18 protein-coding genes and 1 pseudogene are annotated in these 22,670 nt (G+C 67.5%); 12 read left to right on the forward strand and 7 right to left on the reverse strand.

The features are described from left to right. Nucleotides 1–12 precede the first annotated feature (12 nt). Both A5757_RS02500 and A5757_RS02505 read left to right on the forward strand, forming a co-directional pair. Complete coding sequence (locus A5757_RS02500; protein ID WP_066828380.1) at nucleotides 13–546, forward strand: hypothetical protein; 534 nt, start codon at nucleotides 13–15, stop codon at nucleotides 544–546. A 59-nt stretch (nucleotides 547–605) separates the two neighbouring features. After that, nucleotides 606–1,274, forward strand: a complete 669-nt coding sequence (locus tag A5757_RS02505; protein ID WP_066828381.1) for an NADPH-dependent F420 reductase — start codon at nucleotides 606–608, stop codon at nucleotides 1,272–1,274. Nucleotides 1,275–1,306: 32 nt separating this feature from the next. Here the strand turns inward: A5757_RS02505 and A5757_RS02510 are convergent, their stop codons facing one another. Then, the gene (locus A5757_RS02510; RefSeq protein WP_066828382.1) at nucleotides 1,307–2,482 is read right to left on the reverse strand and encodes a lycopene cyclase family protein; all 1,176 of its coding nucleotides are present in this window, start codon (nucleotides 2,480–2,482) and stop codon (nucleotides 1,307–1,309) included. A 113-nt stretch (nucleotides 2,483–2,595) separates the two neighbouring features. Between A5757_RS02510 and A5757_RS02515 the strand changes: the two genes are divergently transcribed. Then, the gene (locus tag A5757_RS02515; protein ID WP_066828383.1) at nucleotides 2,596–3,363 is read left to right on the forward strand and encodes a DUF1906 domain-containing protein; all 768 of its coding nucleotides are present in this window, start codon (nucleotides 2,596–2,598) and stop codon (nucleotides 3,361–3,363) included. Nucleotides 3,364–3,370: 7 nt separating this feature from the next. Here A5757_RS02515 and A5757_RS02520 read toward each other — a convergent pair whose 3' ends face one another. The 4 genes from A5757_RS02520 to A5757_RS02535 form a co-directional block, all read right to left on the reverse strand. After that, complete coding sequence (locus A5757_RS02520; RefSeq protein WP_066828406.1) at nucleotides 3,371–4,759, reverse strand: oxygenase MpaB family protein; 1,389 nt, start codon at nucleotides 4,757–4,759, stop codon at nucleotides 3,371–3,373. Nucleotides 4,760–4,865: 106 nt separating this feature from the next. After that, nucleotides 4,866–5,540 (reverse strand): spermidine synthase, encoded by a 675-nt coding sequence (locus A5757_RS02525; protein ID WP_231983864.1) that lies wholly within the window; start codon nucleotides 5,538–5,540, stop codon nucleotides 4,866–4,868. Nucleotides 5,541–5,578: 38 nt separating this feature from the next. Beyond that, a complete protein-coding gene (locus tag A5757_RS02530; RefSeq protein WP_066828385.1) occupies nucleotides 5,579–6,859 on the reverse strand; it encodes a glutaminase in 1,281 nt (426 codons plus the stop codon). Nucleotides 6,860–6,940: 81 nt separating this feature from the next. Beyond that, nucleotides 6,941–9,703 carry an AAA family ATPase gene (locus tag A5757_RS02535; protein ID WP_369815905.1) on the reverse strand — a complete coding sequence of 921 codons (2,763 nt, stop codon included), beginning with the start codon at nucleotides 9,701–9,703 and terminating at the stop codon, nucleotides 6,941–6,943. Nucleotides 9,704–10,017: 314 nt separating this feature from the next. Between A5757_RS02535 and A5757_RS02540 the strand changes: the two genes are divergently transcribed. From A5757_RS02540 to A5757_RS02560, 6 genes and pseudogenes are all read left to right on the forward strand, one after another. Beyond that, nucleotides 10,018–10,578, forward strand: coding sequence for a TetR/AcrR family transcriptional regulator (locus A5757_RS02540; protein ID WP_066828386.1), 561 nt, complete (start codon nucleotides 10,018–10,020; stop codon nucleotides 10,576–10,578). A gap of 220 nt (nucleotides 10,579–10,798) precedes the next feature. Continuing rightward, complete coding sequence (locus A5757_RS23065) at nucleotides 10,799–10,936, forward strand: hypothetical protein (RefSeq protein ID WP_156618125.1); 138 nt, start codon at nucleotides 10,799–10,801, stop codon at nucleotides 10,934–10,936. Nucleotides 10,937–11,000: 64 nt separating this feature from the next. Continuing rightward, nucleotides 11,001–11,946 (forward strand): annotated as a pseudogene (locus tag A5757_RS02545) (DUF5996 family protein). A gap of 37 nt (nucleotides 11,947–11,983) precedes the next feature. Beyond that, nucleotides 11,984–13,612, forward strand: coding sequence for a glutamate synthase-related protein (locus A5757_RS02550; RefSeq protein WP_066828387.1), 1,629 nt, complete (start codon nucleotides 11,984–11,986; stop codon nucleotides 13,610–13,612). After that, nucleotides 13,612–15,573, forward strand: a complete 1,962-nt coding sequence (locus A5757_RS02555; RefSeq protein WP_066828388.1) for a thiamine pyrophosphate-dependent enzyme — start codon at nucleotides 13,612–13,614, stop codon at nucleotides 15,571–15,573. Before A5757_RS02550 ends, A5757_RS02555 begins: the two co-directional genes overlap by 1 nt. Before the next feature lie 18 nt (nucleotides 15,574–15,591). Then, nucleotides 15,592–16,596, forward strand: coding sequence for a zinc-dependent alcohol dehydrogenase family protein (locus A5757_RS02560; protein WP_066828389.1), 1,005 nt, complete (start codon nucleotides 15,592–15,594; stop codon nucleotides 16,594–16,596). Between the two features lie 83 nt (nucleotides 16,597–16,679). On the opposite strand, the gene A5757_RS02565 is transcribed toward A5757_RS02560, so the two are convergent. Further along, on the reverse strand, nucleotides 16,680–17,168 hold the full coding sequence (locus tag A5757_RS02565) for an SRPBCC domain-containing protein (protein WP_066828408.1): 489 nt from the start codon (nucleotides 17,166–17,168) through the stop codon (nucleotides 16,680–16,682). A 2-nt stretch (nucleotides 17,169–17,170) separates the two neighbouring features. Then, nucleotides 17,171–17,497 (reverse strand): helix-turn-helix transcriptional regulator, encoded by a 327-nt coding sequence (locus tag A5757_RS02570; RefSeq protein ID WP_066828390.1) that lies wholly within the window; start codon nucleotides 17,495–17,497, stop codon nucleotides 17,171–17,173. Nucleotides 17,498–17,639: 142 nt separating this feature from the next. Here A5757_RS02570 and A5757_RS02575 point away from each other — a divergent pair, with 142 nt between their 5' ends. The 3 genes from A5757_RS02575 to A5757_RS02585 all read left to right on the forward strand — a co-directional run. After that, complete coding sequence (locus A5757_RS02575; RefSeq protein WP_066828391.1) at nucleotides 17,640–19,673, forward strand: toprim domain-containing protein; 2,034 nt, start codon at nucleotides 17,640–17,642, stop codon at nucleotides 19,671–19,673. Nucleotides 19,674–19,691: 18 nt separating this feature from the next. Continuing rightward, entirely contained in the window at nucleotides 19,692–21,830 is a 2,139-nt protein-coding gene (locus A5757_RS02580) for a DNA gyrase subunit A (RefSeq protein WP_066828392.1), read from the forward strand. 40 nt (nucleotides 21,831–21,870) lie between these two features. Then, nucleotides 21,871–22,670: DUF222 domain-containing protein (locus A5757_RS02585; protein WP_156618127.1), on the forward strand; the 800-nt coding region annotated here is incomplete at its 3' end.

Consider the following 22,670-nt stretch of genomic DNA (forward strand, 5'->3'; position numbering starts at 1 on the left):
GGGACCCCGGGGATGCGTTCGTCGGGAGGTCCGCGGCGGTGGACCCGGCTCGCTACCGTCGCCAACGGCGCTCACCTGTTCTATGAACTGGCCGCCGGGGTCGCGATGCCGTTCGCGTCGCGGACGGGACCGGTGGTCGCCGCTGCGGGGTGGGCGACGGGCACGGCCGCGGCCTACTCGGCCGCCGGTCGTCGGAACCGTTCGTGGGACGGCATTTTCGGGCTTCTCAACGGGGTGTATCTGACGGCGGTGATCGCGCACTTCATCTACTGGCCGAAGCGGTGGATCGGGGGCGTGCCCTACCTGACCGAATGCGAAGGTATGCGCGGCGCGGTGGTGGCGCCCTACAACGGGATCCTCTGTGTATCCGGGGTGGCCGCCGTCGCCGGCCTGTTCGAGCACGGCCGCGCAGGCGCCCGTGGCGCACTGGTGACCCTGGTCGGCGTCCCCCTCCTGCTCAGGCTGCAGGCCATCGAGTTCCGGCGGCTGCGCGTCCAGGCGCAGCGGCAACCGGGCTGGTGGAACCGGCGGCTGCAGCCGGAATAGCCGTCGCACAACCGGTGTTGGCCCGCAGGTAGGCGGAGCGACGACACGGAGGCGGCAACATGAAGATCGGAATCATCGGCGCAGGACACATCGGTGGCACGTTGGTACGCCGACTTCGGCAACTCGGACACGACGTCGCCGTGGCCAATTCCCGCGCCCCCGAGACCCTGGCCGACCTCGCCGCCGAGACCGGAGCCACGCCCGTATGGGCGAAGGACGCTGCCGCCGACGCCGACCTCGTGATCATCAGCATTCCGCAGAAGAATGTCCCGGATCTGGCCGGCGGCATCGTCGACGCGCGTCGGCCCGGCGCCCCGGTGATCGAGACCAACAACTACTACCCACAGCAGCGCGACGGCGAGATCGCCCCGATCGAGGACGGCCAACCGGAGAGTGCCTGGGTCTCGGAGCAGATCGGCGCACCGGTGTACAAGGTGTTCAACGGCATCTTCTGGAAGCACCTGCTCGAGCGCGGGACGCCGAGCGGCACTCCGGGTCGCATCGCGCTTCCGATCGCCGGTGAGGCGGGACCGGGCCGCGACCTGGTACACGCCCTCGTCGATCAGCTCGGGTTCGACCCCGTCGACGCAGGTCCGATCTCGGAGTCGTGGCGCCAGCAACCCGGAACCCCGGTGTACGGCAAAGACTTCGACGCGGACGACGCGCGGAAGGCGCTCGCCGAGGCGACGCCCGAACGTACGGCGGAGTGGAGCGCGCGCACCGCGTAGCCGTTGCGCAGATCGATGGCATCACCGCCACGTCACGCATCGTTCGTACGCACCGGCCGAACGAACGCCGACGCGACGAGGCGGCGTCGCAACCGGCCGTTCGACGCAGCGAACAGGTGGTTCATCGCGGCGATGTGACCGCCGAGGTCATCCCGCCCGGTGAGGTAGGTCCAGCGGTGCACTTCCGGGAGAGCGAAGAACTGCTCGAAGAAGCCCGGCACCTCCTGCGGCGGCATCCGCAGCAGCGCTTCCAGCCCGATACGCCGAAGGCGGTGGACGATTTTCGCCGAGACCGGCCACACGGTGTCTTGAGCTGCCGTCAGCGCCCGCGCCGGGTCCCGTGGCAGGTGCTCGGCGATCGCCGCGGCCACCCGTGGGGCCAATCCGAGGGACGCGGCGAGGCTGAATCCGGTCGCGGGGTGGATCAACGGCGCGGCCGCCCCGAACCCGAGAACGCCGTAACCGCGGTGGCGCGGATGGTCCACCGGAAACGAGACCCGCTCCGTGCGAACGCCGTCGGGCGGAATGATCCCGTGGTGCGCGAGCCGGGCGTGCAGACGCCGGCGCAACGTCGTCAGCGACAGTCCGGGCCGGCGCGCCAGTGACGTCTCCTCCACCAGCACCTCACCACCGCCCAGTGGCACGACGTAGAGGAACGTCGGCCACCCGGTCTCACCGTGGTCGGCGCGCCAGTCCATGAACAGCGCCTCCCCCGAGGACGTGAGCGGAGCGGCTGCCTCGTCGTCCAGCACGACGCCGTACGCAGTCTGCGCCGCAGCCGTATGCCCCGGTCCCGCGCCGGCCAGCGGTCGCGCCCAACCGCCTGCGTCCACGACGACCGCGGCCCGCAGCGAAGATCCGTCCGCGAGGGTGACCACACCGCGTTGCGGTGAACCGACGGCGCGACCGGTGTGTACCCGCACGGCGGTCAGCCGACCGGTCAGGTGCGCGAACAGGGTGGGCACGTCGAGTACGGCGTACTCCCAGCCCAGATCGTGCTCCGTCAGCGCGATCGCGCGTCCCACCGCGCGGGCCGCGACCACGGACTCGGGCAGTTCGACGGGCAGCTCACGGCTCCACATGCCGTAGGTCGCGGTCCACGGCCGCTCTGGCGCCGGGTCGAGCAATCCGGTCTCGAGCCCCAGCCGGCCGCATGCCCCCGCCAGGGCCATCCCCGCGGGACCGCCGCCGACCACCAGAACGTCCATTCGCCCTATCGTGCCCCAATCCCCCGGCGAGGCGTCACGATCAACTCCCGTCCCATTGTTAACATCCGGCCGTGCCAGGCTCGCCGCAAGACTTCAGCCTCCGGCGGTCGCCCATGGTGTCCCGCCGGGACGCGCTGCGCTACGCCGCCGCAGCATCGGCGCTGGCCGGGGTCGGCGCAACAGCGGCGGCAGTGGGCAGTCCGACAGCGGCGGCCGCCGGTCCCATGCTCATCGACTTCGCCGCACACCAGATTCCGGCCGAACACATCCGCGCCGCGGGATACGCCGGGGTGGTCAACTACGTGTCGACGTCGCGGCCGGGCACCAACTTCGGCGCCAAACCGATCACCCGGCCCTACGCCGAGTCACTGACCCGGGCTGGGCTGGTCATCGTCAGCAACTACCAGTACGGAAAGCCCGGCGGCAGTGCCCCGTCGGATTTCACCCGCGGTTACGCCGGTGGTGTCGCCGACGCCCGGACCGCCTGGCAGATACACACGGCAGCCGGCGGCGGACGGAGTGCGCCGATCTACTTCTCGATCGACGAGGACATCAGCGAGGAGACGTGGAAGAACGTCGCGCTGCCGTGGTTCCGCGGGATCAACTCGGTGCTCGGCGTGCAGCGCACCGGTGTCTACGGCGGCATCGACGTGTGCCACTGGGCTGCCGTCGCCGGCGTGATCGGGAACTCCCGTACCCCGGGACGCGTGTGGGCGTGGCAGACCAAGGCCTGGTCCGGCAACCGGATACACCCCAATGCCGCTCTCTACCAGCGCATCGTGGCCACGAAGTCGAACCCCGGCCCGCTGGTGGGCGGCTACGAAGTCGACGTCAACGACGTGCTGGCCCAAGACGTCGGCCAGTGGAACCTGCATCCCTGACGTCGGTTCAGCCGGTGAACGTCTCCCCCTTGGCCGAATGGTCGTGGTGGGTGAAGGTCAGCGGGATCTGCCGGCCGCGGGCGATTTTGTCCAGCATGGCGATCCGCTCGCGCGCCGGCGCCCCGGTCTCGTTCCTGCGCACTTGAACGGGATTGGACCACGGCAGCATGTCGGCGACCCTCACGAGGCCGACGTTGAGTCGGGTGAAGTTCTCGAACATCTGCACCCGGCGCCGGAAGTCGTAGCCCAGCGGCTCGAACAGCGTGCCGGCGATCATCGCCTCGATCTGCTGGTATCCGAACACCACGCCGGCGGGGGCGAGCGCGATGGTGGCCGTGATCTGGTTGGCGTAGCGCGCCACCAGCTTCCTGGCCCAGTCGGGAAGGGTCTCCGTCAGGGTCGCGATGTGCGCGGGGCCCGCAATGGCGTCGACCAACTCGGCGCGCCACGGCGACGGGTTGCCGCCCCTGGCCAGAACGTAGTTCAGCGATTTGATCAACTCGACGCCGTCGGCGGAGCGCAGACGTTCGGGCGCACCCCACAACCGCCCGGAATACGACGAGTATTCGGCGAGATCGTCGAGCTCCTGCTTGGTGAGCCTGCGCCCGAATGCATGGTCGACGAGGCGGCCGAGCAGCATCCCGCTGCCGAAACCGAGCAGCGACGTCACGGGAATGGGTTCCCCGAACTTGAGATAGAGGTCGTCGCCCCATTTGCGCCGTAGTCCGCGGCTGACCACCGCATGCATGAACCGCACCCGCACCACGTCCTGAAACGCCTCGGACTGCCGGTCGAAGATGTCGGGCAGCGTGAACTGCGCGAACACTCGCGCGGTTTCGATGAAGCGGCGCGGACCGTCGTCGGCGAACCGGCCGGTGGAACCGGTGGCGGCGGAGATGTCGCCGGTCATCGCGGTCTCGTAGAACGCCCAGCCCTGGATGATGGTGGTCGACGCCCGCGTACTGGACATCGCCAGCATCCGGCCCCGTTCGGCGGCGACGAGATCGAACTGGCCGGGCAGCCCGTCTAGATGTTCGAAGAGTTCGACGTACTCGCGCGGGGGGTCCTCGAGCGTGTCGATGCCCTGGGTCAGCGCCTGTTCGAACAGCGCCCGGCCACGCTCGGGACCGAGGCGTTCGAACGCGTCCACCGCGCCGATCATGTGCTCGTCGGCCTGCCAGAAGTAATCGTCCCGCAGGCGGGTGATCTCGTTCGGTTCGACCTCTTTGTCGATGTCGATCCAGTCACCGAAGATGAATTCGCGCATGTGCCGCCATTGAGCGGCGAAGTGGTCACGGCCGGGCGGGATGGGTCGCAGCGGCCGATCGGGCTGGTCCCGACGGTTGAAGTCGACATCCTCGAGCGCGATCGTGGGAGATTCGCCGGTCACCGTCATGTAGCGGTCCAATCGCCAGGAATACAGGGCAGTCGTGACGACGCTATCGCACGACCCCGTCTAAGTGAATGACGATTCTGATCCGCGGTCGGTCGTTAGACCACAATCACTGCCGACGGGCGACGTAGACCGTGTTGGTCGAGTACCCGCCCGTCAGCGGATTGGGGAACCGAACGACGGATGCCTCGGATCGATCGAAGACCCCGGCGAGGACCGTCTCGAACTCCGAGTCGGGGGGATCGTCGGACCACAACGCGAAGACTCCGCCGGGATGCAGGTGGTCGACGATCTTCTTGAGCCCGGCAGGCGTGTAGAACGCGCGGTGACTCGGATGCAGGACGTGTCGCGGCGTGTGGTCGATGTCGAGCAGGACGGCGTGGAAGCGGCGCCCCGGCGCCTCCGGATCGAAACCGGCGGGGCTGTCCGTCATGGCGAAGAAGTCGCCCTGCTGCAGGCGAAGTCGAGGGTCCGCCACCATTTCGGCGGTGTCGGGTAGGAGCCCCCGTTGATGCCAGCCGATGACCTCTGCAAGCGCCTCCACCACTACGAGGGCACGAACGCGGGGATCCGCGAGCGCCGTCTGCGCGGTATAGCCGAGTCCCAGTCCTCCGACGACGACGTCGAGGTCGGAATCGGCTGCTGCGGCGAGACCGAGGCGAGCGAGCTCCACCTCGGCCACCGTGAACAGACTCGACATCAAGAACTCGTCATCGAGCTTCGCCTCGTACACATCCACGTTCAGCGACGGCTCGGTCCGCCTGCGTAGGCTGATGACACCCATGGGGGTCTGCGACCAATCCAGTTCGACGAAGCGTGGACTCACGACGAACCCAGATCTCCGCCGACCTGTCTCACCACGGTGACTCGGCCGCCGTCGCCCGGATCGGGTTCCGGCAGAACAGACTCCGGGTCGACCAGATAGACATCGTGACCATCGAGAGTGAGTCGACGGACGACCTCCAGCAGCATGCGCCGGGCGACATCGTCGATCGAATAGACCATCGTGAGGTCCAGCGCCACCCGAGCTTCTGTCGGCGCGGTGTCCACGACCTCTCGAATCACCTTCTCCACACCGGCGAAGCGGATCCCGCCTTGCAACTGGACGACTCGGATCACGTCCGGTCCGGCGTTGTCCACTGAGTTGGATCGCACGACCGAACGGGCAGCGGCCGGAACCTCCATCACATGCAGACCCATGTCGGAGGAGAACCGTCCGAACAACGACACTCCGCGAACACTGTTCCCGTGGGCATCCAGTCGCGGTGAGAACGTGGCGATCCCGATCTGACCGGGAAGGGCGCCGATCAGGCCTCCGGCCACACCGCTCTTCGCCGGGATGCCCACCTGGGTCGCCCAGTCACCGGCGGCGTCATACATTCCGCAGGTGGACATCACACTCAATACCTGACGAACCACGGGCTCGGTCACCACGCGCTCCCCCGTGAGCGGATTGACCCCATGGTTGGCCAGAGTCGCAGCCATCACGGCCAGATCGCGGGCGGTGACGAGCAGCGAGCACTGATGGATGTAGCCGTCGACAACGACGGCTGGATCTTCGGTGAGGATGTTGTAGCTGCGGAGCATGTGGGCGATGGCGAGGTTGCGGTGCGCATGCTCCATCTCCGACGCGCACACCGATTCATCGATGGCGAGTCGGCGTCCCGCAAACGCCGAAAGTCCGCTGACCACATGCTCCAACCGCTCTTCTGGGTCCAGTGCTTCGCGGCCGGCCAGCGAGTACGCGGTGATCGCGCCGGCGTTGATCATTGGATTGAGTGGTCGACCCGAACCGCCTTCGAGGGAGAGCTCGTTGAACGCCTCCCCCGACGGTTCGACACCGACTTTGGCCAGCACGGTGTCGAAGCCTCGATCAGCCAGGGCCAGCGCGTACGTGAAGGGCTTGGAGATCGACTGGATCGTGAACTCGACATCGACGTCACCGGCGCCGTAGACCGCGCCGTCCACCATGGCGAACGCCGCGCCGAGGCGGTCCGGATCCGCTGTCGCCAACTCGGGAATGTACGCCGCCGGCGCCCCGGAGGTGTCCGACGCGAAGTCCTCGAGCACTTCGGTCAGGTAGTCAGGAATCGGTGACCGCATGGCCCTCCTTTACGCGCGAACGCTCGTGCATCTTGTGCCCGGCGGATCGATCTGGACACCCACGATTCCATCCGCATCCTCTCAGGGCAGGGGCAGCTCCCTGAGTTGTCGGCGGGAGGTGATGCCGAGTTTCCGGAAGATGTTTCGCAGGTGGGCTTCAATTGTGCGCGGACTCAGAAAGAGTTGCGCGCCCACCTCACGGGAGGTAGCCCCCGTCGCGACGAGCCGTGCGATGGTCAGTTCCTGGGCGGTGAGCGCGTCGGTGGGTTGGGCGGTCCGTTTGCGGGGATGCTCGCCGGTGGCCTGTAGCTCGCGGGCGGCGCGGGCGGCGAACGGCTCTGCGCCCATGTCCGACAGCAGCGCATGTGCGGTGCGGAGTTGTTCGCGGGCGTCGCTGCGGCGACCTTCGCGCCGCAGCCATTCGCCGTAGACCAGGTGGGTGCGGGCGAGGAAGGCGTCCATTCGGCAGTTCTGTAGCCGCTCGATCGCTTCGCGGTAGTGCTTGTCCGCTTCCCCTCCGGTGCTGGTCAGCGCCCGTGAGCGGGCGGCGATACCGAGCGCCCATTCGGTGCCACTGGCCTGGGCTCTCGCGTCGAGTTCTTCCATTGCGCGAGAGGCGGCTTCGAAATCACCGGCGCGGGCGGCCGCCTCGACGAGCTCGTGGAGCGCCATCCCCCTGATCCCCGGTTCGTACGAATCCCGTGCGCAGGCGGCGGCCTGCTGCGCCGCCGCATAGTTGCCGCGGCCGTTGTGCAACACCGCCATTGCGCACTGAGACACCGTCGCTTCGATACCCCGCGAGTGTTCTGTTGCCGTGCCACCACACGTGTCATGCCGAGCGGTGGCGCCAACATCGACTCCGCGCCATGCCTCCAGGTACGTGTGGGCGTAGCCCATTGGCTTCGCGCCCGATGCTTGCGATATCGCCGCAGCCTCGTCTGCCAACTCGGCGGCGCGGGAGAGCTCGCCGGTGTAGACCCGCGCGAAAGCCAAGACGATCAGTGCCGTGGGCAGCGTGGCGAGAGCACCGGCATCGCGCGCCTGGCGCACATGGCGGTCGGCCAACACGATGGCCAGTTCATCCTCGAAGAGTGCGATCGCGGTTCGTGCGGCCAACGACAGCCAGTTGCCGGCGTCGCCGGCTCGGACGGTTCCGACCGGAGACACGTGATCCCGGAACGCCTTCAGCGCCTGCCTGAGGATGGGCGCACCGGATTCGAACCCGTCGGTGTGTACGGCCACCAACCCCCTGAGCAGCAAATCCGCCGGGCCCGGTGCCCCCGGCGCCGGTGCGGCGCTGACGGCTTCGGCAATCTCCGGCACGCCGGGCTCGACACCCGAACCCCCGGTGATGGTCGCCGCGTCGAAGGCCTGCAGGTAGGTCTCACGAGCGAGCGAGGGATCCAAGGAACCCAACATCTGAGCGGCCCCCAGCAGCATCCCCGGCACCTCGCTGCCTTGGGTGAGGTGGAAGGTGATCTGGGCGCGGAGCAGCTCCAGACGGGCGCGGTGCAACTCGTCCAGCCGCCCGGCGTCCACGCTGTCCAGAAGAGCCAGGGCAGCTTCGGGCGCACCGGCACAGTGCTCAGCGTTGGCGGCATTCAGTGCGCGTCTCGCCCGACTCGCAGGCTCCGGCGTCAAGTCGGTCGCGCGCCGGAGAAACGCAGCCGCAGCACAGAACCCCCCGCGGGCCAACGCACGATCGGCCGAACGCTCCAAGTCCGCGGCGGCGTCTTCGTCGGTACCCAACACCGACTGCGCGCGGTGCCACGCGCGGCGGTCCGGGTCGGCCTGCGGGTCGGTGGCAGCAGCCAGGACGGCGTGGGCCCGACGGTGTTGGGGTGCCGCGGCGGCACGGTAGACCGCCGAGCGCACCAACGGGTGACGAAACCGGACTCGGGTGTCGATCTCGAGCAGCCCCGCGGTCTCCGCGGGCGCGGCTGCCTCGCGGTCGATCCCCAGGTGATCGGCCGCGCGCCACAGCAGCCCCGCGTCCCCGGTCGGCTCGGAAGCAGCCACCAACAACAGCTGCTGCGTCTGCGCCGGGAGACTGCTCGACCGCCGCGCGAAGCTGTCCTCGATTCGGCGCGGGACGCTCATGGCGTCGGGGAGTCCGAAGCCGCCGGCCAACTGCTCGCTGCTGGGCAGCTCCAGGAGCGCCAGCGGATTACCGCGCGCTTCGGCGACGATGCGGTCGCGCACCCCGCGATCCAGCGGGGCGCCGACAACCGTGGTCAGCAATGCCCGGGCGTCGGCCTCCCCCAACCCGTCCAGGCGCAGCTCAGGTAATCCGGCCAACGGGTCGGCGCCGCTTCCGCCGGACTCCCGGACTGCGAAGATCAACACGAGCCGTTCGGCCCCCACGCGCCGCGCCATGAATGCGAGAACCTGCGCCGACGCCTGATCCAGCCATTGCGCGTCGTCGATGAGACACAGCATCGGCCCCTCATCGGCCAGGAGGTTGAGGACGGCCAGCCCGACCAGGAAGCGATCCGGCGCGGGGCCGGCCTGACGACCCAACGCAACCCCGAGCGCGGTCTGCTGCGGGGATGGCAGCGTGTCGGCGCGGTCGAGCAACGGCGCGCACAGTTGATGCAGACCGGCAAAGGCGAAATGCGTCTCCGACTCCACACCGACCGCGGACTCCACCCGGATTCCCGATGAGACTGCGGTGTCGCGGGCGTACTGCAGCAGCGCAGACTTCCCGATGCCCGCCTCCCCGCGGACCACGAGCACCCCGCTGCGCCCTGCCGATGCCTCGGCCAGCAGTCGGTCGATCGAGTCGCACTCCGTGTGTCGACCCAGCAGTCCGGCTCTTCGCTCAGTCCTGACTCGGACCGCCACCTCGTTCCCACCTACTGGCGAAGACGCCAGAATCGTCATCGCAGGACCGGAGGTCGCAAGGGGCCCACGGACACGCCGGCTCTCAACCGGATTCGGTCGGCGGGCGAAGTGTCTTGTGGGTTGATCAGTTCGACGAACACGTGGCGGGCTTCCTCCTCTGCGAGGCGCCCATCCGTGCTGGTCAGAGCGTGCCGAGTACTGACCGGGAGCGCCGCGACCGGCCACTGGAAACGATACGAGACGGTCCGCTTCCCGTCAATACGGACCGGACCGTATCGCATCCGGAAATGGGTCGTCTCCCTTACGGTTGCGGTATGCCTGCCAACCGCAGCGAGCACTCCCGTCGCGCCATCCTCGACGCGTCCATCTCGATGATCTGCGAGCTCGGGTACGACAACACCTCGATCGAGGCGATTGCCAGGCAGGCGGGCGTGAGCAAGCAGACGATCTACCGCTGGTGGCCGTCCAAGGGTGCGGTCATCCTCGAAGCTGCCACCGAGAGCCTCGGCACCGTCGTGTCGATCCCTGACACCGGGGACTTCGTCGCCGACATCCGGACCCAGCTGACAGCAATCCTGGAGTTGATCGCAACCACCGGCTTCGGGCCGGCATATCGGTGTCTGATCGCCGCCGGCCAATCCGACCCGGACCTCCTGCGCGCCGTCTACGACCAGGTCGTCGAACCCAACATTCAAGACTTCGGCGCCCGGGTCGCCCTGGCTCAGCAGCGCGGCGAATTGCGCGCCGACGCCGACTGGCGAACCATGCGCGATCTGCTGTACGGGGTCGTCGAGTACCGCCTGGTCCATGCGATGCCCCTCGAACCCGCATACCTCGACGGCGTCCTGGAGATCGTGTTCCACGGGATGCACTGACGGGTATGGGCCGGCGTCTGCGTAAGGGACTTTCACCGACGCGAAGGGGTCCCCGACTCTGCCAACCTGGTGGCACGAAGAAAACCGTCGAAATGGGAGCGCACAAACACCTCATGGCCTCACGAACCCAACGGACGCCATCGTCGTGAACAGACCGAGGTCCCCGAAACCGGCCGTGCCGCAACCGAACAAACACGCAACGCGATTACCGCTCTACGCGATGGGCATCGGCGCGGCGGGAGCCGCGCTGTTCATCGGGGTCACGCCCGGCCAGGCGAACGCGATGCCGACAGCCTTCTCAAACGGCGGCTTTGCTGCTGTCGAAGTTGTTAACGTCGACCGCGTCCCATTGAAGTAAGAGCGTGACCATGGACGCCGCCGGTATTGGGCGCGATCACTTCTACAACAACAGGGAGGCGCGAATGACCGACGCTCGAGCGAGGAAGGGCTGGCCGTCTCTACGCGTCGACGACTGGGAACCGACGCGCCGATCGCTGCACATGTGGAGCCAGATCGTGGGCAAGGTCCCGGCTGGCTCACGCGCCGCTGGTCAATCACTGGTGGCAGGTGCCGCTCTACGTGTCCCCCCGGGGATTGACGACGTCGGCGATCCCCGCGGGAACCGACTCTTTCGACATGGAGTTCGACTTCGTCGACCATGCACTCAAGGTGCGGGTGAGTGACGGCGGCGCAGCCGCCATCGATCTGCGGGACACCTCCGTGGCGCGCTTCCACCGATCAGTGCTGGACACGCTCGACGCACTGGGCGTGGCGGCGCGTATCTCGAAGGGACCCAACGAAGTACACCCCGCCGTGCCGTTCGCCGAGGACACGCACACCGGATACGATCCCGCCGCGGCCAACGCATTCTGGCGACAGCTGGTACAAGCCGACCGCGTGATCGGACAGTTCCGTGCCCGGTTCATCGGCAAGGTCAGTCCCGTGCACTTCTTCTGGGGTTCCTTCGACCTCGCCTGCACCCGATTCTCCGGCCGACCCGCTCCCCGGCACCCCGGCGGTGCGCCCAATTGCGGTGCGTGGGTGATGGAGGAGGGCTACTCGCATGAGCTGACCAGTTGCGGATTCTGGCCCGGCGGCGCGGCCGAAGGCGCGTTCTACTCCTACGCCTACCCCGAACCGTCCGGGTTTGCCGACGCCGCCGACCCTCCCGCGGGTGTCTTCTACGACAACGAGCTGAGGCAGTATCTGCTGCCGTACGAGGTTGCCCGCCAAGCGAATGACCCCGATTCGGCCGTGATGGACTTCCTCGAGTTCACCTACCGCGCGGCGGCGGACTTGATGGGATGGGACCGGACCGCCCTCGAGAGCGACCCCAACCGCTGGACGCACAAGGTCGCATCGCGGTGACCGACCAGATCCGCGAGTCCGCAACGGCGTACGTGACGTGACGATCGGTACAGCGAATGCACTGCGGGTGGCGTCGTTCGACGACCTGACCTCCGACCGACCGCATCCCATCTCGGTCGACGGTGTGGACGTCGTCCTCATCCGCCGAGGCGAAAGCGTGTCGGCCCTCTACGGACGATGCCCCCATCGGGGTGCACTGCTCGGCGACGGGCATGTCGAGGGCGACCTACTCGTGTGCGGGGTGCACGGTTGGCGCTACGACGCCGACACCGGCGTGTCACCTGTGAACCCGGCGGTGGCACTCACCACGTTTCCCGCCTGGGTGTCCGACGGCGACGTCTACCTCGATCAGGGTCCGGTCGCAGAGTTCAAGAACGCCGACGCGGCAGCGTACGCGGATGATGGCTACCAGGGTCGATGGATCAAGCCGGCCGACTCGGCCGACGAGCCGTACGTCACCCACATCCACGAACTCGCCGCCCACGGTCTGGACCGCGTCGGGCACCACGGGCCGATGGCAGCCATGGGCGTGCCCAGAGACCAGCTGCCGAAGTGGGACTCCATCCAGATGGTGACCGCGCAACTGGCGCGAAAACCGCTGCTCGAGGACGAGCCGGTCACCACCGAGACCGTGATCGGGCCGGCGGCTGAACGCCCACTGCTGCTGGACATTCCGCTGTTCGTCAGCGATATGAGCTTCGGCGCGCTCTCCGAGGAAGCCAAGGTCGCCCTGTCCGCAGGAGCGCAGATGGCCGGCACCGCGATATGTTCCGGCGAAGGCGGCATGCTTCCCGAAGAGCAACAGCGGAACTCGCGATACCTCTACGAGATGGGCTCGGCCCGCTTCGGGTGGGACTTCGCGCATCTGGCCACGGTGCAGGCGTTTCACTTCAAGGGGGGTCAGGGCGCGAAGACCGGGACCGGCGGCCATCTGCCTGGCAGCAAGGTGACCGGCAAGATCGCCGAGGTGCGAGGACTCCCCGAGGGGACCCCCGCGATCTCCCCCGCCCGATTTCCCGATTGGACCTCGCTCGGTCAGTTCCGCGATTTCGCCGCGCAGGTCCGGGAGGTATCCGGGGGGATTCCGGTCGGATACAAGATGAGTGCGCAGCACATCGAACGCGATATCGATGCCGCCTTGGAGATCGGTGTCGACTACATCATCCTCGACGGGCGCGGTGGTGGGACAGGGGCAGCGCCAACTCTGTTCCGCGACAACATTTCCGTGCCGACCATTCCGGCACTGGCCAGGGCCCGGCGCCACCTGACCGCGTCTGCGGCCCACGATGTCACGCTCGCCGTCACCGGGGGAATTCGGACCGCGGCGGATATGGTGAAGGCCTTGGCGCTGGGCGCAGATGCCATCGGCTTGTCCAATTCCGCGCTTCAAGCCATCGGATGCGTCGGCATGCGCGCGTGCAACACCAACGCCTGCCCCGTGGGAATCGCGACCCAGCAACCCCACCTGCGTGACCGGCTCCCGGTGGAACTCGCCGCGCAGCGCCTGCACCGCTTTCTGCAAGCCACCGTCGAGATGATGGTCATCCTCGCCAGGGCCTGTGGTCACCGACGGCTGGCCGACTTCGAACTCGACGATCTCGTCACGTTCGACCGCGACTTCGCGTATCTCAGCGGGGTCCCCTACGCAGGAGTGGTGCCGCTGTGATGTCAGAAGAGGTCGATGACGCCCGGGACATGCAGTGGCACAAAGCAATCGACGCAGAATCGCTGGACGAGGGTGAAGTGACCGTGTGCCCCGTCGGCCTGAAGTCCGTCGCGCTGACCAAATTGCGGGGCGAGTTCGGCGCCATCGACAACCGCTGCCCACATCAGGGCGGGCCGCTGGGGCAGGGCACCCTGGAGAACGGGAAGATCCGCTGCCCGTGGCATGGCTTCGATTTCGACCCGTTCACCGGCGAAGCCGCAGGCGGACCTGATTTCGACGTCCCCACCTACCCCGTCGAGATTCGCCCGGACGGCGTCTACGTGGGTACGCCGGCGCCTGCGCCACACGTTCGTACGGTGAGCGACGTGCTGGTCGAGACGATGATCAACTGGGGCGTCAACACGGTTTTCGGAATGGTCGGACACTCGAATCTCGGCTTGGCGGAAGCGATGCACCGTGCCGAGACCGAAAGCAAGCTCCGCTATTTCGGTATCCGGCACGAGGGGGCGGCGGCCTTTGCGGCGTCGGCCTACGGCAAGCTGACCGGCAGGCCCGCCGCGTGCTTCGGCATCGCAGGGCCGGGTTCCACCAATCTGCTGACGGGTCTGTACGACGCAAAGGCAGACCGGGCACCGGTGTTGGCCCTCTCGGGCAACGTGGATTCGTCTGTTGCCGGCAAAGGCGCCTTCCAGGACATCGACCTCCTCGCCGCGTTCGCGGACGTCTCCACCTATTCGGCCATGGTCCGCGCGGGATCCGACCACGCCGAACTGATGACGATGGCGCTCAAGCACGCCCTTCTCCAGCGCGGAGTCGGACACCTCGTCCTGCCCGACGAGGTGCAGGTGCTCGCGGCGCCGCAACAGCCCGCCTCCGGTCCCACCGGGCGGATGCCGGACCTTCGCGTCGCCCCACCCGCGGCCGCGCTCGAGGAGGCTCTGGGTTGCCTCTCCACCGCCACCCGGCCGGTCATCGTGGTGGGTGCCGGCGCCAAGCACGCGATGCCACAGGTGGTTTCGCTCGCCAATCGGTTGAACGCCCCAGTACTGACGACGTTCAAAGCCAAGGGGCAGATCTCCGACAAGCATCCGCTGGCCTGTGGCGTCCTGGGACGTTCCGGAACACCCGTCGCTTCCTGGATGATGAACAAGGCTGACCTGCTGCTGGTGTTCGGCGCATCGTTTTCGAACCACAGCGGCATCTCGCCCTACAAGCCGACGGTGCAGGTGGACACCGATCCTCTGATGCTGGGCCGCTTCCGGCCGGTGACGGTGCCGGTACTCGGCGATGTGGGTGTGACGGCCCGCGCGTTGGAAGAGGGTCTGCGCGTTCACCCGGCGACCGTCGACCAACGCGCGGAGATCGCCGAACGCTGGGCGGTGTGGCGCACGGAGAAGTCCCGACGTGCGGCGGTGGCGCGGCGCAACGGGCGGGTGTCTGCGGCGACAGTCTTCGACGTGCTGACCGGGCTGACACCCGAGAACGCCGTGATGACGGTCGACGTGGGTAACCACGCCTACTCGTTCGGGCGGTACTTCGAACCCACGTCGCAGGCGGTTCTCATGTCGGGCTACCTCGGTTCGATCGGGTTCGGCTTCCCGGCCGCCATGGGGGCGTGGGCGGCAGCCCCGGACCGTCCTGTCGTCGCCGTCACCGGAGACGGGGGTTTCGGCCAGTACCTCGCCGAATTCACCACAGCCGTGAAGTACGACATGAACATCACCCACATCCTGCTCAACAACGGCGAACTGGCCAAGATCAGCGAAGAGCAGCGCAACGCCGAGTACGCGGTCTGGCAGACGTCGCTGCTCAACCCCGACTTCTCAGCGTTCGCCCGTGACTGCGGCGCGTTCGGGAAACGTGTCAGCGACCACGCGGACGTCGAGTCCGTCATCGCAGAAGCGCTCGCTCATCCTGGACCGGCCATGGTGGAGATCATGACCGATCCCGAATCGCACTAGTGACGATGAGGAACACCGATGACTGATCAGATGAAAGCCGTTGTGCTCACCCGTTTCGGAGGGGCCGACGCGTTCGAGCTGCGCGATGTCTCCATACCGCAGGTCGGACCCCGCGAGGTACGGGTACGCGTCCATGCGACCGCCGTCAACCCGCTCGACTATCAGATCCGTCGCGGTGACTACGCGGATCACGTGCCGCTCCCGGCGATCATCGGGCACGACATCTCCGGCGTCATCGAGGAAGTCGGATGGCACGTCACCGACTTCCGCGCCGGCGACGAGGTCTACTACACGCCCAAGATCTTCGGCGGGCCCGGGTCCTACGCCGAGCAGCACGTCGCCGACGTCGACCTCGTCGGCCGGAAGCCGGTGAACCTCAGCCACCTCGAGGCGGCGTGCCTGACCCTCGTCGGCGGCACGGTCTGGGAGAGCCTGGTGACGCGAGCTGCGCTCACGGTGGGCGAGACGATCCTCATCCACGGCGGCGCGGGCGGCACAGGGTCGATCGCGATCCAGGTTGCGACGGCGATCGGCGCACGCGTGATCACCACTGCGAAAGCCGCCGACCACGAATTCGTGCGCGCTCTCGGAGCGGATGCGGCGATCGACTTCACCTCGACCGACTACGTGGATGCCGTGGCCGAGCTGACGCGAGGCGAAGGCGTCGATGTCGTCTTCGACACGATCGGTGGCGACACCCTCACTCGCAGTTCACTGACGCTCGCAGACTTCGGACGCGTCGTCAGCATCGTCGACATCGCGCAGCCGCAGAACCTGATCGAGGCCTGGGGGAAGAACGCCGCCTATCACTTCGTCTTCACCCGGCAGAACCGGGGAAAGCTGGACGCACTCACCACGCTCGTCGAGCGCGGCCTCGTGAAGCCGATCATCGGCGCGACTCTTCCGCTCGCCCGGATGGGCGAAGCTCACGAGCTCCTGGAGAACAGGCGGGCATACGTCCTTCACGGCAAGGTCGCCATCGACGTGGCCGGTGACACCGTCGCCCTGCCCGCTCGCGCGTAGCGGCCCACCTGGCGTGCGCACGTCAGCCCGATGCCGGAACCCCTTGCAGGCAAAAGGTTCCGGCATCCGGATCACAACCGGCGTCAGCTCGCAAGCAGCTCGTCGATCTGGTTGATGGCCTGCTGCGAGCCCTCTTCGACGCCCATCTCGAGGACCTTCTGCAGGCCTTCGGCCGATTGGTACCTGCTGACGTAGGTGGCCCTGGTGGCGCCGTCGCCGAGCGGCTCGAAGGTGTAGACACAGTCCGCAACCGGCATATCGCTCGACGGTGAGAGATCCTCGTCGGCAAAGCCGTCCTCGAACGTGAAACTGCGCGGCTCGTCCACTGCGGTGACCTTCCAGTAGCCGGGGTACTTCTCGCCGTCGGGGCCCGTCATGTAGTACGTGACGGTGCCGCCCGGGGTGAGCGCATGCTCGACCACGGTGGCCGGATAGCCGGGCGGACCCCAGACCTTCTCGAGCTGGCGCGGGTCGGCGTAGATCTGCCAGACCCGCTCGACGGGCGCGGCGAACTCCGCGGTGATCGTCAGGGTGAGGTCGTCGAGGTTCTTGCTGATGTCGGTGACAGGCATGGTCATTCCTTGTTGAGTAGGTCGTCAATGCGGGCGATGCGGCCGCGCCAGACGTCTTCGAGCTCAGAGAGCATCGAGGCGACTGATCGAACCGCCTCCACATCGCCACTCGCCAGCTGCTCTCGCCCCTGACGACGCTTGGAGATCAGGCCTGCCTTCTCCAGCACGGCGACGTGCTTCTGCACTGCGGCGAAGCTCATGTCGTACTTCTCCGCGAGCGCCGTGACCGAATGTTCCCCGGCCAGCACCCGACGAAGGATGTCTCGCCGCGTCCGGTCGGCCAAGGCGTGGAAGAACGCGTCCGCTCTGTCCTCGTCCTGGTCGGTCACGTCTCCAATGTACAACCATTTGGTTGTATGTTGTCAACCCCCTGACCTGGCGAGGTGCCGGTGCCCCGCGCGGTTGACCGACGATGTCGGTGCCGGCGTCTACGATTCCTGCGGCACCCCGGCATCGACAGAAGGACCAGCAGTGAGTTACACCGCCGCGGACATCACCGAACTCGATGATGTCCAGCACACACGCCTGCGGCCGGCGGTCAACCTGGGGCTCGACGTGCTCAACACCGCGCTGCGTGAGTTGGTCGACAACGCGATCGAAGAGGTCGCCGATCCCAGCCACGGCGGATCGACCGTCACGATCACCCTGCACGCCGATGGATCGGTCAGCGTCGCCGACGACGGCCGCGGCCTGCCCGTCGACTCCGACCCGGTGAACGGGAAGAACGGGATCGTCAAGACGTTGGGCACCGCCCGCGCCGGCGGGAAGTTCTCCGCCCACACCGATGCCGCCAGCACCGGCGCCGGGTTGAACGGAATCGGCGCTGCCGCAGCAGTTTTCATCTCCGCGCGCACCGATGTCACGGTGCGCCGGGGCGGGAAGACCTATCTGCAGAGCTTCGGCCGTGGCTACCCCGGCGTGTTCGAGGGTAAGGATTTCGATCCGGACGCCCCGTTCACCCGCGCCGACACCCAGAAGTTGCGCGGCGCCGGCAATCGCAAACCCGATGCGCACGGGACCACGGTTCGGATCCTGTTCGACCCCACCGTCGTGCCGGATTCCAGTGTCGACATCGGCGAGGTGCTGCTACGCGCGCACGCCGCCGCACGCATGTCCCCTGGCGTGCACCTGACCGTGGTCGACGAGGGTTGGCCCGGCGAGGAGATCCCGCCCGCGCTGCTCGAGCCGTTCCGCGGCCCCTGGGGCACGGAGACCCTGCTGGATCTGATGTGCACCGCCGCGGGCACTCCCGCACCCGGGATCCGCGCCGTCGTGGAGGGCCGCGGTGAGTACACCACCGGCCGTGGGCCGACGCCGTTCCGCTGGTCGCTGACCGCAGGCCCGGCGGAGCCGCCGACCGTCGCCGCGTTCTGCAACACCGTGCGCACCCCCGGGGGCGGATCCCATCTGACGGCCGCGATGAAGGGGCTATCCGAAGCCCTCGCCGACCGGGCGTCCCGCATGCGGGATCTCGGCCTCGCCAAAGGTGAGGAAGGCCCGGAGGCACAGGATTTCGCCGCCGTCACCGCTCTCGCCGTCGACACCCGCGCCCCCGATGTCGCCTGGGACTCCCAGGCGAAGACGGCGGTGTCGTCCCGCTCGTTGAATCTCGCGATGGCCCCTGACGTGACGCGCAGCGTCACCATCTGGGCGGCAAACCCCGCCAACGGCGACACGGTGACGCTGTGGACAAAGCTGGCTCTGGAGTCCGCCCGGGCACGCCGCAGCGCCGAGGGGGCGAAGGCGCGGTCGCGCGCGGCCTCGAAGGCCAAGGGGCTGGGCACCAACCTGTCGCTGCCGCCGAAGCTACTCCCGAGCCGTGAGACCGGCCGCGGATCGGGCGCCGAATTGTTCCTCTGCGAGGGCGATTCGGCGCTGGGCACCATCAAGGCAGCGCGCGACGCCACGTTCCAGGCGGCGTTCCCGCTGAAAGGCAAGCCGCCCAACGTCTATGGGTTCGCGTTGAGCAAGGCGCGGGCCAAGGACGAATTCGACTCGATCGAACGCATCCTCGGCTGCGGGGTGCGGGACAACTGCGACCCCGAGTCATGCCGCTATGACCGGATCCTGTTCGCCTCCGACGCCGACCCCGACGGGGGCAACATCAACTCGAGTCTGATCTCGATGTTCCTCGACTTCTACCGCCCGCTGGTCGAAGCCGGCATGGTGTACGTGACGCTGCCGCCGCTGTTCGTCGTCAAGACGGCGACCCAACGGATCTACTGCCAGGACGAATCCGAGCGGGACGCCGCCGTGGCCGAGATGAAGGCCACCTCGAAGGGCCGCGTCGAGGTGCAGCGCAACAAGGGTCTCGGCGAGATGGACGCCGACGACTTCTGGAACACTGTGCTGGATCCGCAGCGGCGCACGGTGATTCGCGTGCACCCCGACGATGCCGAGAACAAGCTGCACCACACGCTGTTCGGCGGACCGCCCGAGGGCCGGCGCACGTGGATGGCCGATATCGCCTCGCGCGTCGACACCGCATCCCTGGATCTGGACTAGGAGAGCTGGACCAAAACTGTGACCGCCACCCTCGACGTTCCGGAGCAGAATCCGGACCTGGTCCTCGACCAGAGCGCCGACGACTACTGGAACCGTTATCAGCTGACGTTCGCGCTGTACAGCGTCAGCGACCGCGCCATCCCGTCGGCGTTCGACGGCCTCAAGCCGGGGCAGCGCCGGCTGCTCTACCAGATGCACGACTCCAAACTGCTGCCCGGCAACAAACCACAGAAGTCGTCGAAGGTCTGCTCAGCGGTCACGGGCAACCTGCACCCGCACGGTGGCGCCTCGATGTACGGGGCGGCGGCGCTGATGGCCGCTGAGTTCCAGCGCGTGAAAGTCATTGACGGTCAAGGCGCCTTCCCGCGTATCCAGGGTGACATCCCGGCCGCGGACCGGTACACCGAGATGCGGTTGTCTGCCCCCGGTGCCGCACTGACCGCCGAACTCGACAGCCACGCGGTGCCCATGGTGTCGACATTCGACGGTGAGTGGATCGAGCCTACGGTGCTGCCCGCACAGTGGCCGGTGCTGTTGTGCAACGGTGCGGTGGGGATCGCCGAAGGCTGGGCGACCAAGGTGCCGGCCCACAATCCCCGTGAGGTGATGGCAGCCTGCCGCGCGTTGTTGAAGACGCCGAACATGACCGACGACCGGCTGGTCAAGCTGATTCCCGGTCCGGACTGGGGCTGCGGCGCCCGGGTCGTCGGTGAGGCTGGGCTGCGCGAGTACATGACCACCGGCCGGGGACAGTTCACCGTGCGCGGGACCGTATCGGTCGACGGGAAGAACTGCGTCATCACCGAGTTGCCGCCCGGCGTCGCGAGCAACACCGTGCAGGAACGAATTCGAGCACTGGTGGAGTCGGGTGAGATGTCCGGTGTCGCGGACATGTCGGACCTGACCGATCGCCGCAACGGGTTGCGGATCGTTGTCACCGCCAAGCGCGGTCACAGCGCCGAACAGATCCGCGACCAGCTGCTCGCGTTGACCCCGCTGGAGTCGACGTTCGCGGCGAGCCTCGTCGCCCTCGACGAGAACCGGGTGCCACGCTGGTGGTCGGTGCGGGAGCTGATCAAAGCGTTTCTGCAGCTGCGGGATTCGGTGGTGCTACACCGCAGCGAGTACCGGCTGGAAAAGGTCACCGCACGTCGACATCTCGTGTCCGGGCTGATGCTCGTCCACCTCGACATCGACGCTGCCGTCGCGGTCATCCGCGGCTCCGAGACCGTCGACGAAGCCCGCCAGGGACTGCAGAACCGCTTCGGAATCGATGCCGTGCAGGCCGACTACGTGCTGGCGTTGCAGCTGCGTCGCCTGACAAAGCTGGACGTGATCGAACTGCAGGCCGAGGCCGAGAAGCTGGATGCCGAGTTCGCCGAACTGACCGAATTGGTGGGCAATCCCGACGCACGTCGGGTCGTGATCGACAAAGAGCTGGTGGAGACGGCGAAACTGTTCAAGGGCTCCGAGTTCGATCGCCGCACAGTGTTGGACTTGGAGGCCACCCCGGTGACCTCGGGCACCGGCGAGGACGGACCGCGGGAGCGAAAGATCAACGCCTCCTGGCGACTTGACGACCGGGGCGTGTTCTCCGACCGTCACGGTGAGTTGCTGACCTCCGGTCTCGGGTGGGCGGTGTGGACCGACGGACGCGTCAAGTTCACCACCGGCGCCGGCCTGCCCTACAAGATTCGCGACATCCCCGTCGCGCCGGACATCACCGGTCTGGTGTGTTCAGGTGTGCTGCCGCACGGCTACCACCTGGCGTTGGTGACCCGGCGCGGCAAGATCCTGCGGATCGATCCCGCGGTGGTCAATCCGCAGGGCGCGGCCGGTAACGGTGTCGCCGGGGTGAAATTGTCCGGCGATGATGACGAGGTGATCGCCGCGCTGCCCTTGTCGTGCGCCAACGGCGAGGCGATTCTCTCGCTGTCCGAAAAGAGCTGGAAAGTCACCGATGTCGCCGATATTCCGGTGAAGGGGCGCGGCGGCGGGGGCGTCGGGTTCCATCCGTTCGTCAAGGGTGAGGACGCGCTTCTGGCGGCGTCGATCTCCGCGACCGGGTACGTACGCGGGAAACGATCGGTACGGGCCGAGACCCGCGCGAAAGCGTCGATCAAGGGCTCGGGTGTGGATGTGACGCCGGCGGAGTAGCGCCCCGAAATTTGTCGGACCCCTCTGCTTTGATGGTGATATGTCCTCAGCGGCAGTGTCTTTGGTCGGTCGGGTCAGCCCGAAGGACCGGCTCGAGGTGCTGTTCGAGGAGTTCGCCGAGCTGTCCGGTCAGCGCAACGCGATCGACGGCCGGCTGATCGACATCATCGCCGAGATCGACCGCGACGAGCTGTGGGGAATAACCGGCGCCCGCTCCGTGGAAGCGCTGGTGGCCTGGAAAACCGGCGTCACCCCCCGCAACGCCGAGGTCATGGTCACCGTCGCCCGCCGCAGCGAAGAGTTTCCGCGCTGCACCCAAGCCCTACGCGAGGGGCGGCTGTCGCTGGATCGGCTCGGGGTGCTGGCCGAACACGCCGCCGACGGCTCCGATGAGCACTACATCCAGACCGCCGAGGCCGCCACGGTCACCCAGTTGCGCACCGCGGTCAAACTCGAACCCCAACCCCCCAAACCCCAGCCCGCACCGAAAGCCTCCATTACCAAACGCGACCACGGTGACCGCGCCACCTGGACGATCACGCTGCCGAAGTTGGACGCCGCGACATTCGACGCCGCCCTGCAATCGCACCGTGATGCCCTGATCCACGACCGCGGCGCCGAGGACGAGGCCCCGTTCCCCACCAACCTCGACGCCTTCATGAGCTTGATGGAGGCCGGGTGGGACGCCGACGCCGCACGCCGCCCCCACGGGCAGCACACGACTGTCGTCGTCCATGTCGATGTCGAGAAACCCAGCGCCGCCCTGCACCTGGGTCCGCTACTGAGCGATGAGGACCGCCGCTACCTGCTCTGCGATGCGACCTGCGAGGTGTGGTTCGG

The organism is Mycobacterium sp. 852013-51886_SCH5428379, from assembly GCF_001665575.1.
Taxonomy (GTDB): Bacteria; Actinomycetota; Actinomycetes; order Mycobacteriales; family Mycobacteriaceae; genus Mycobacterium.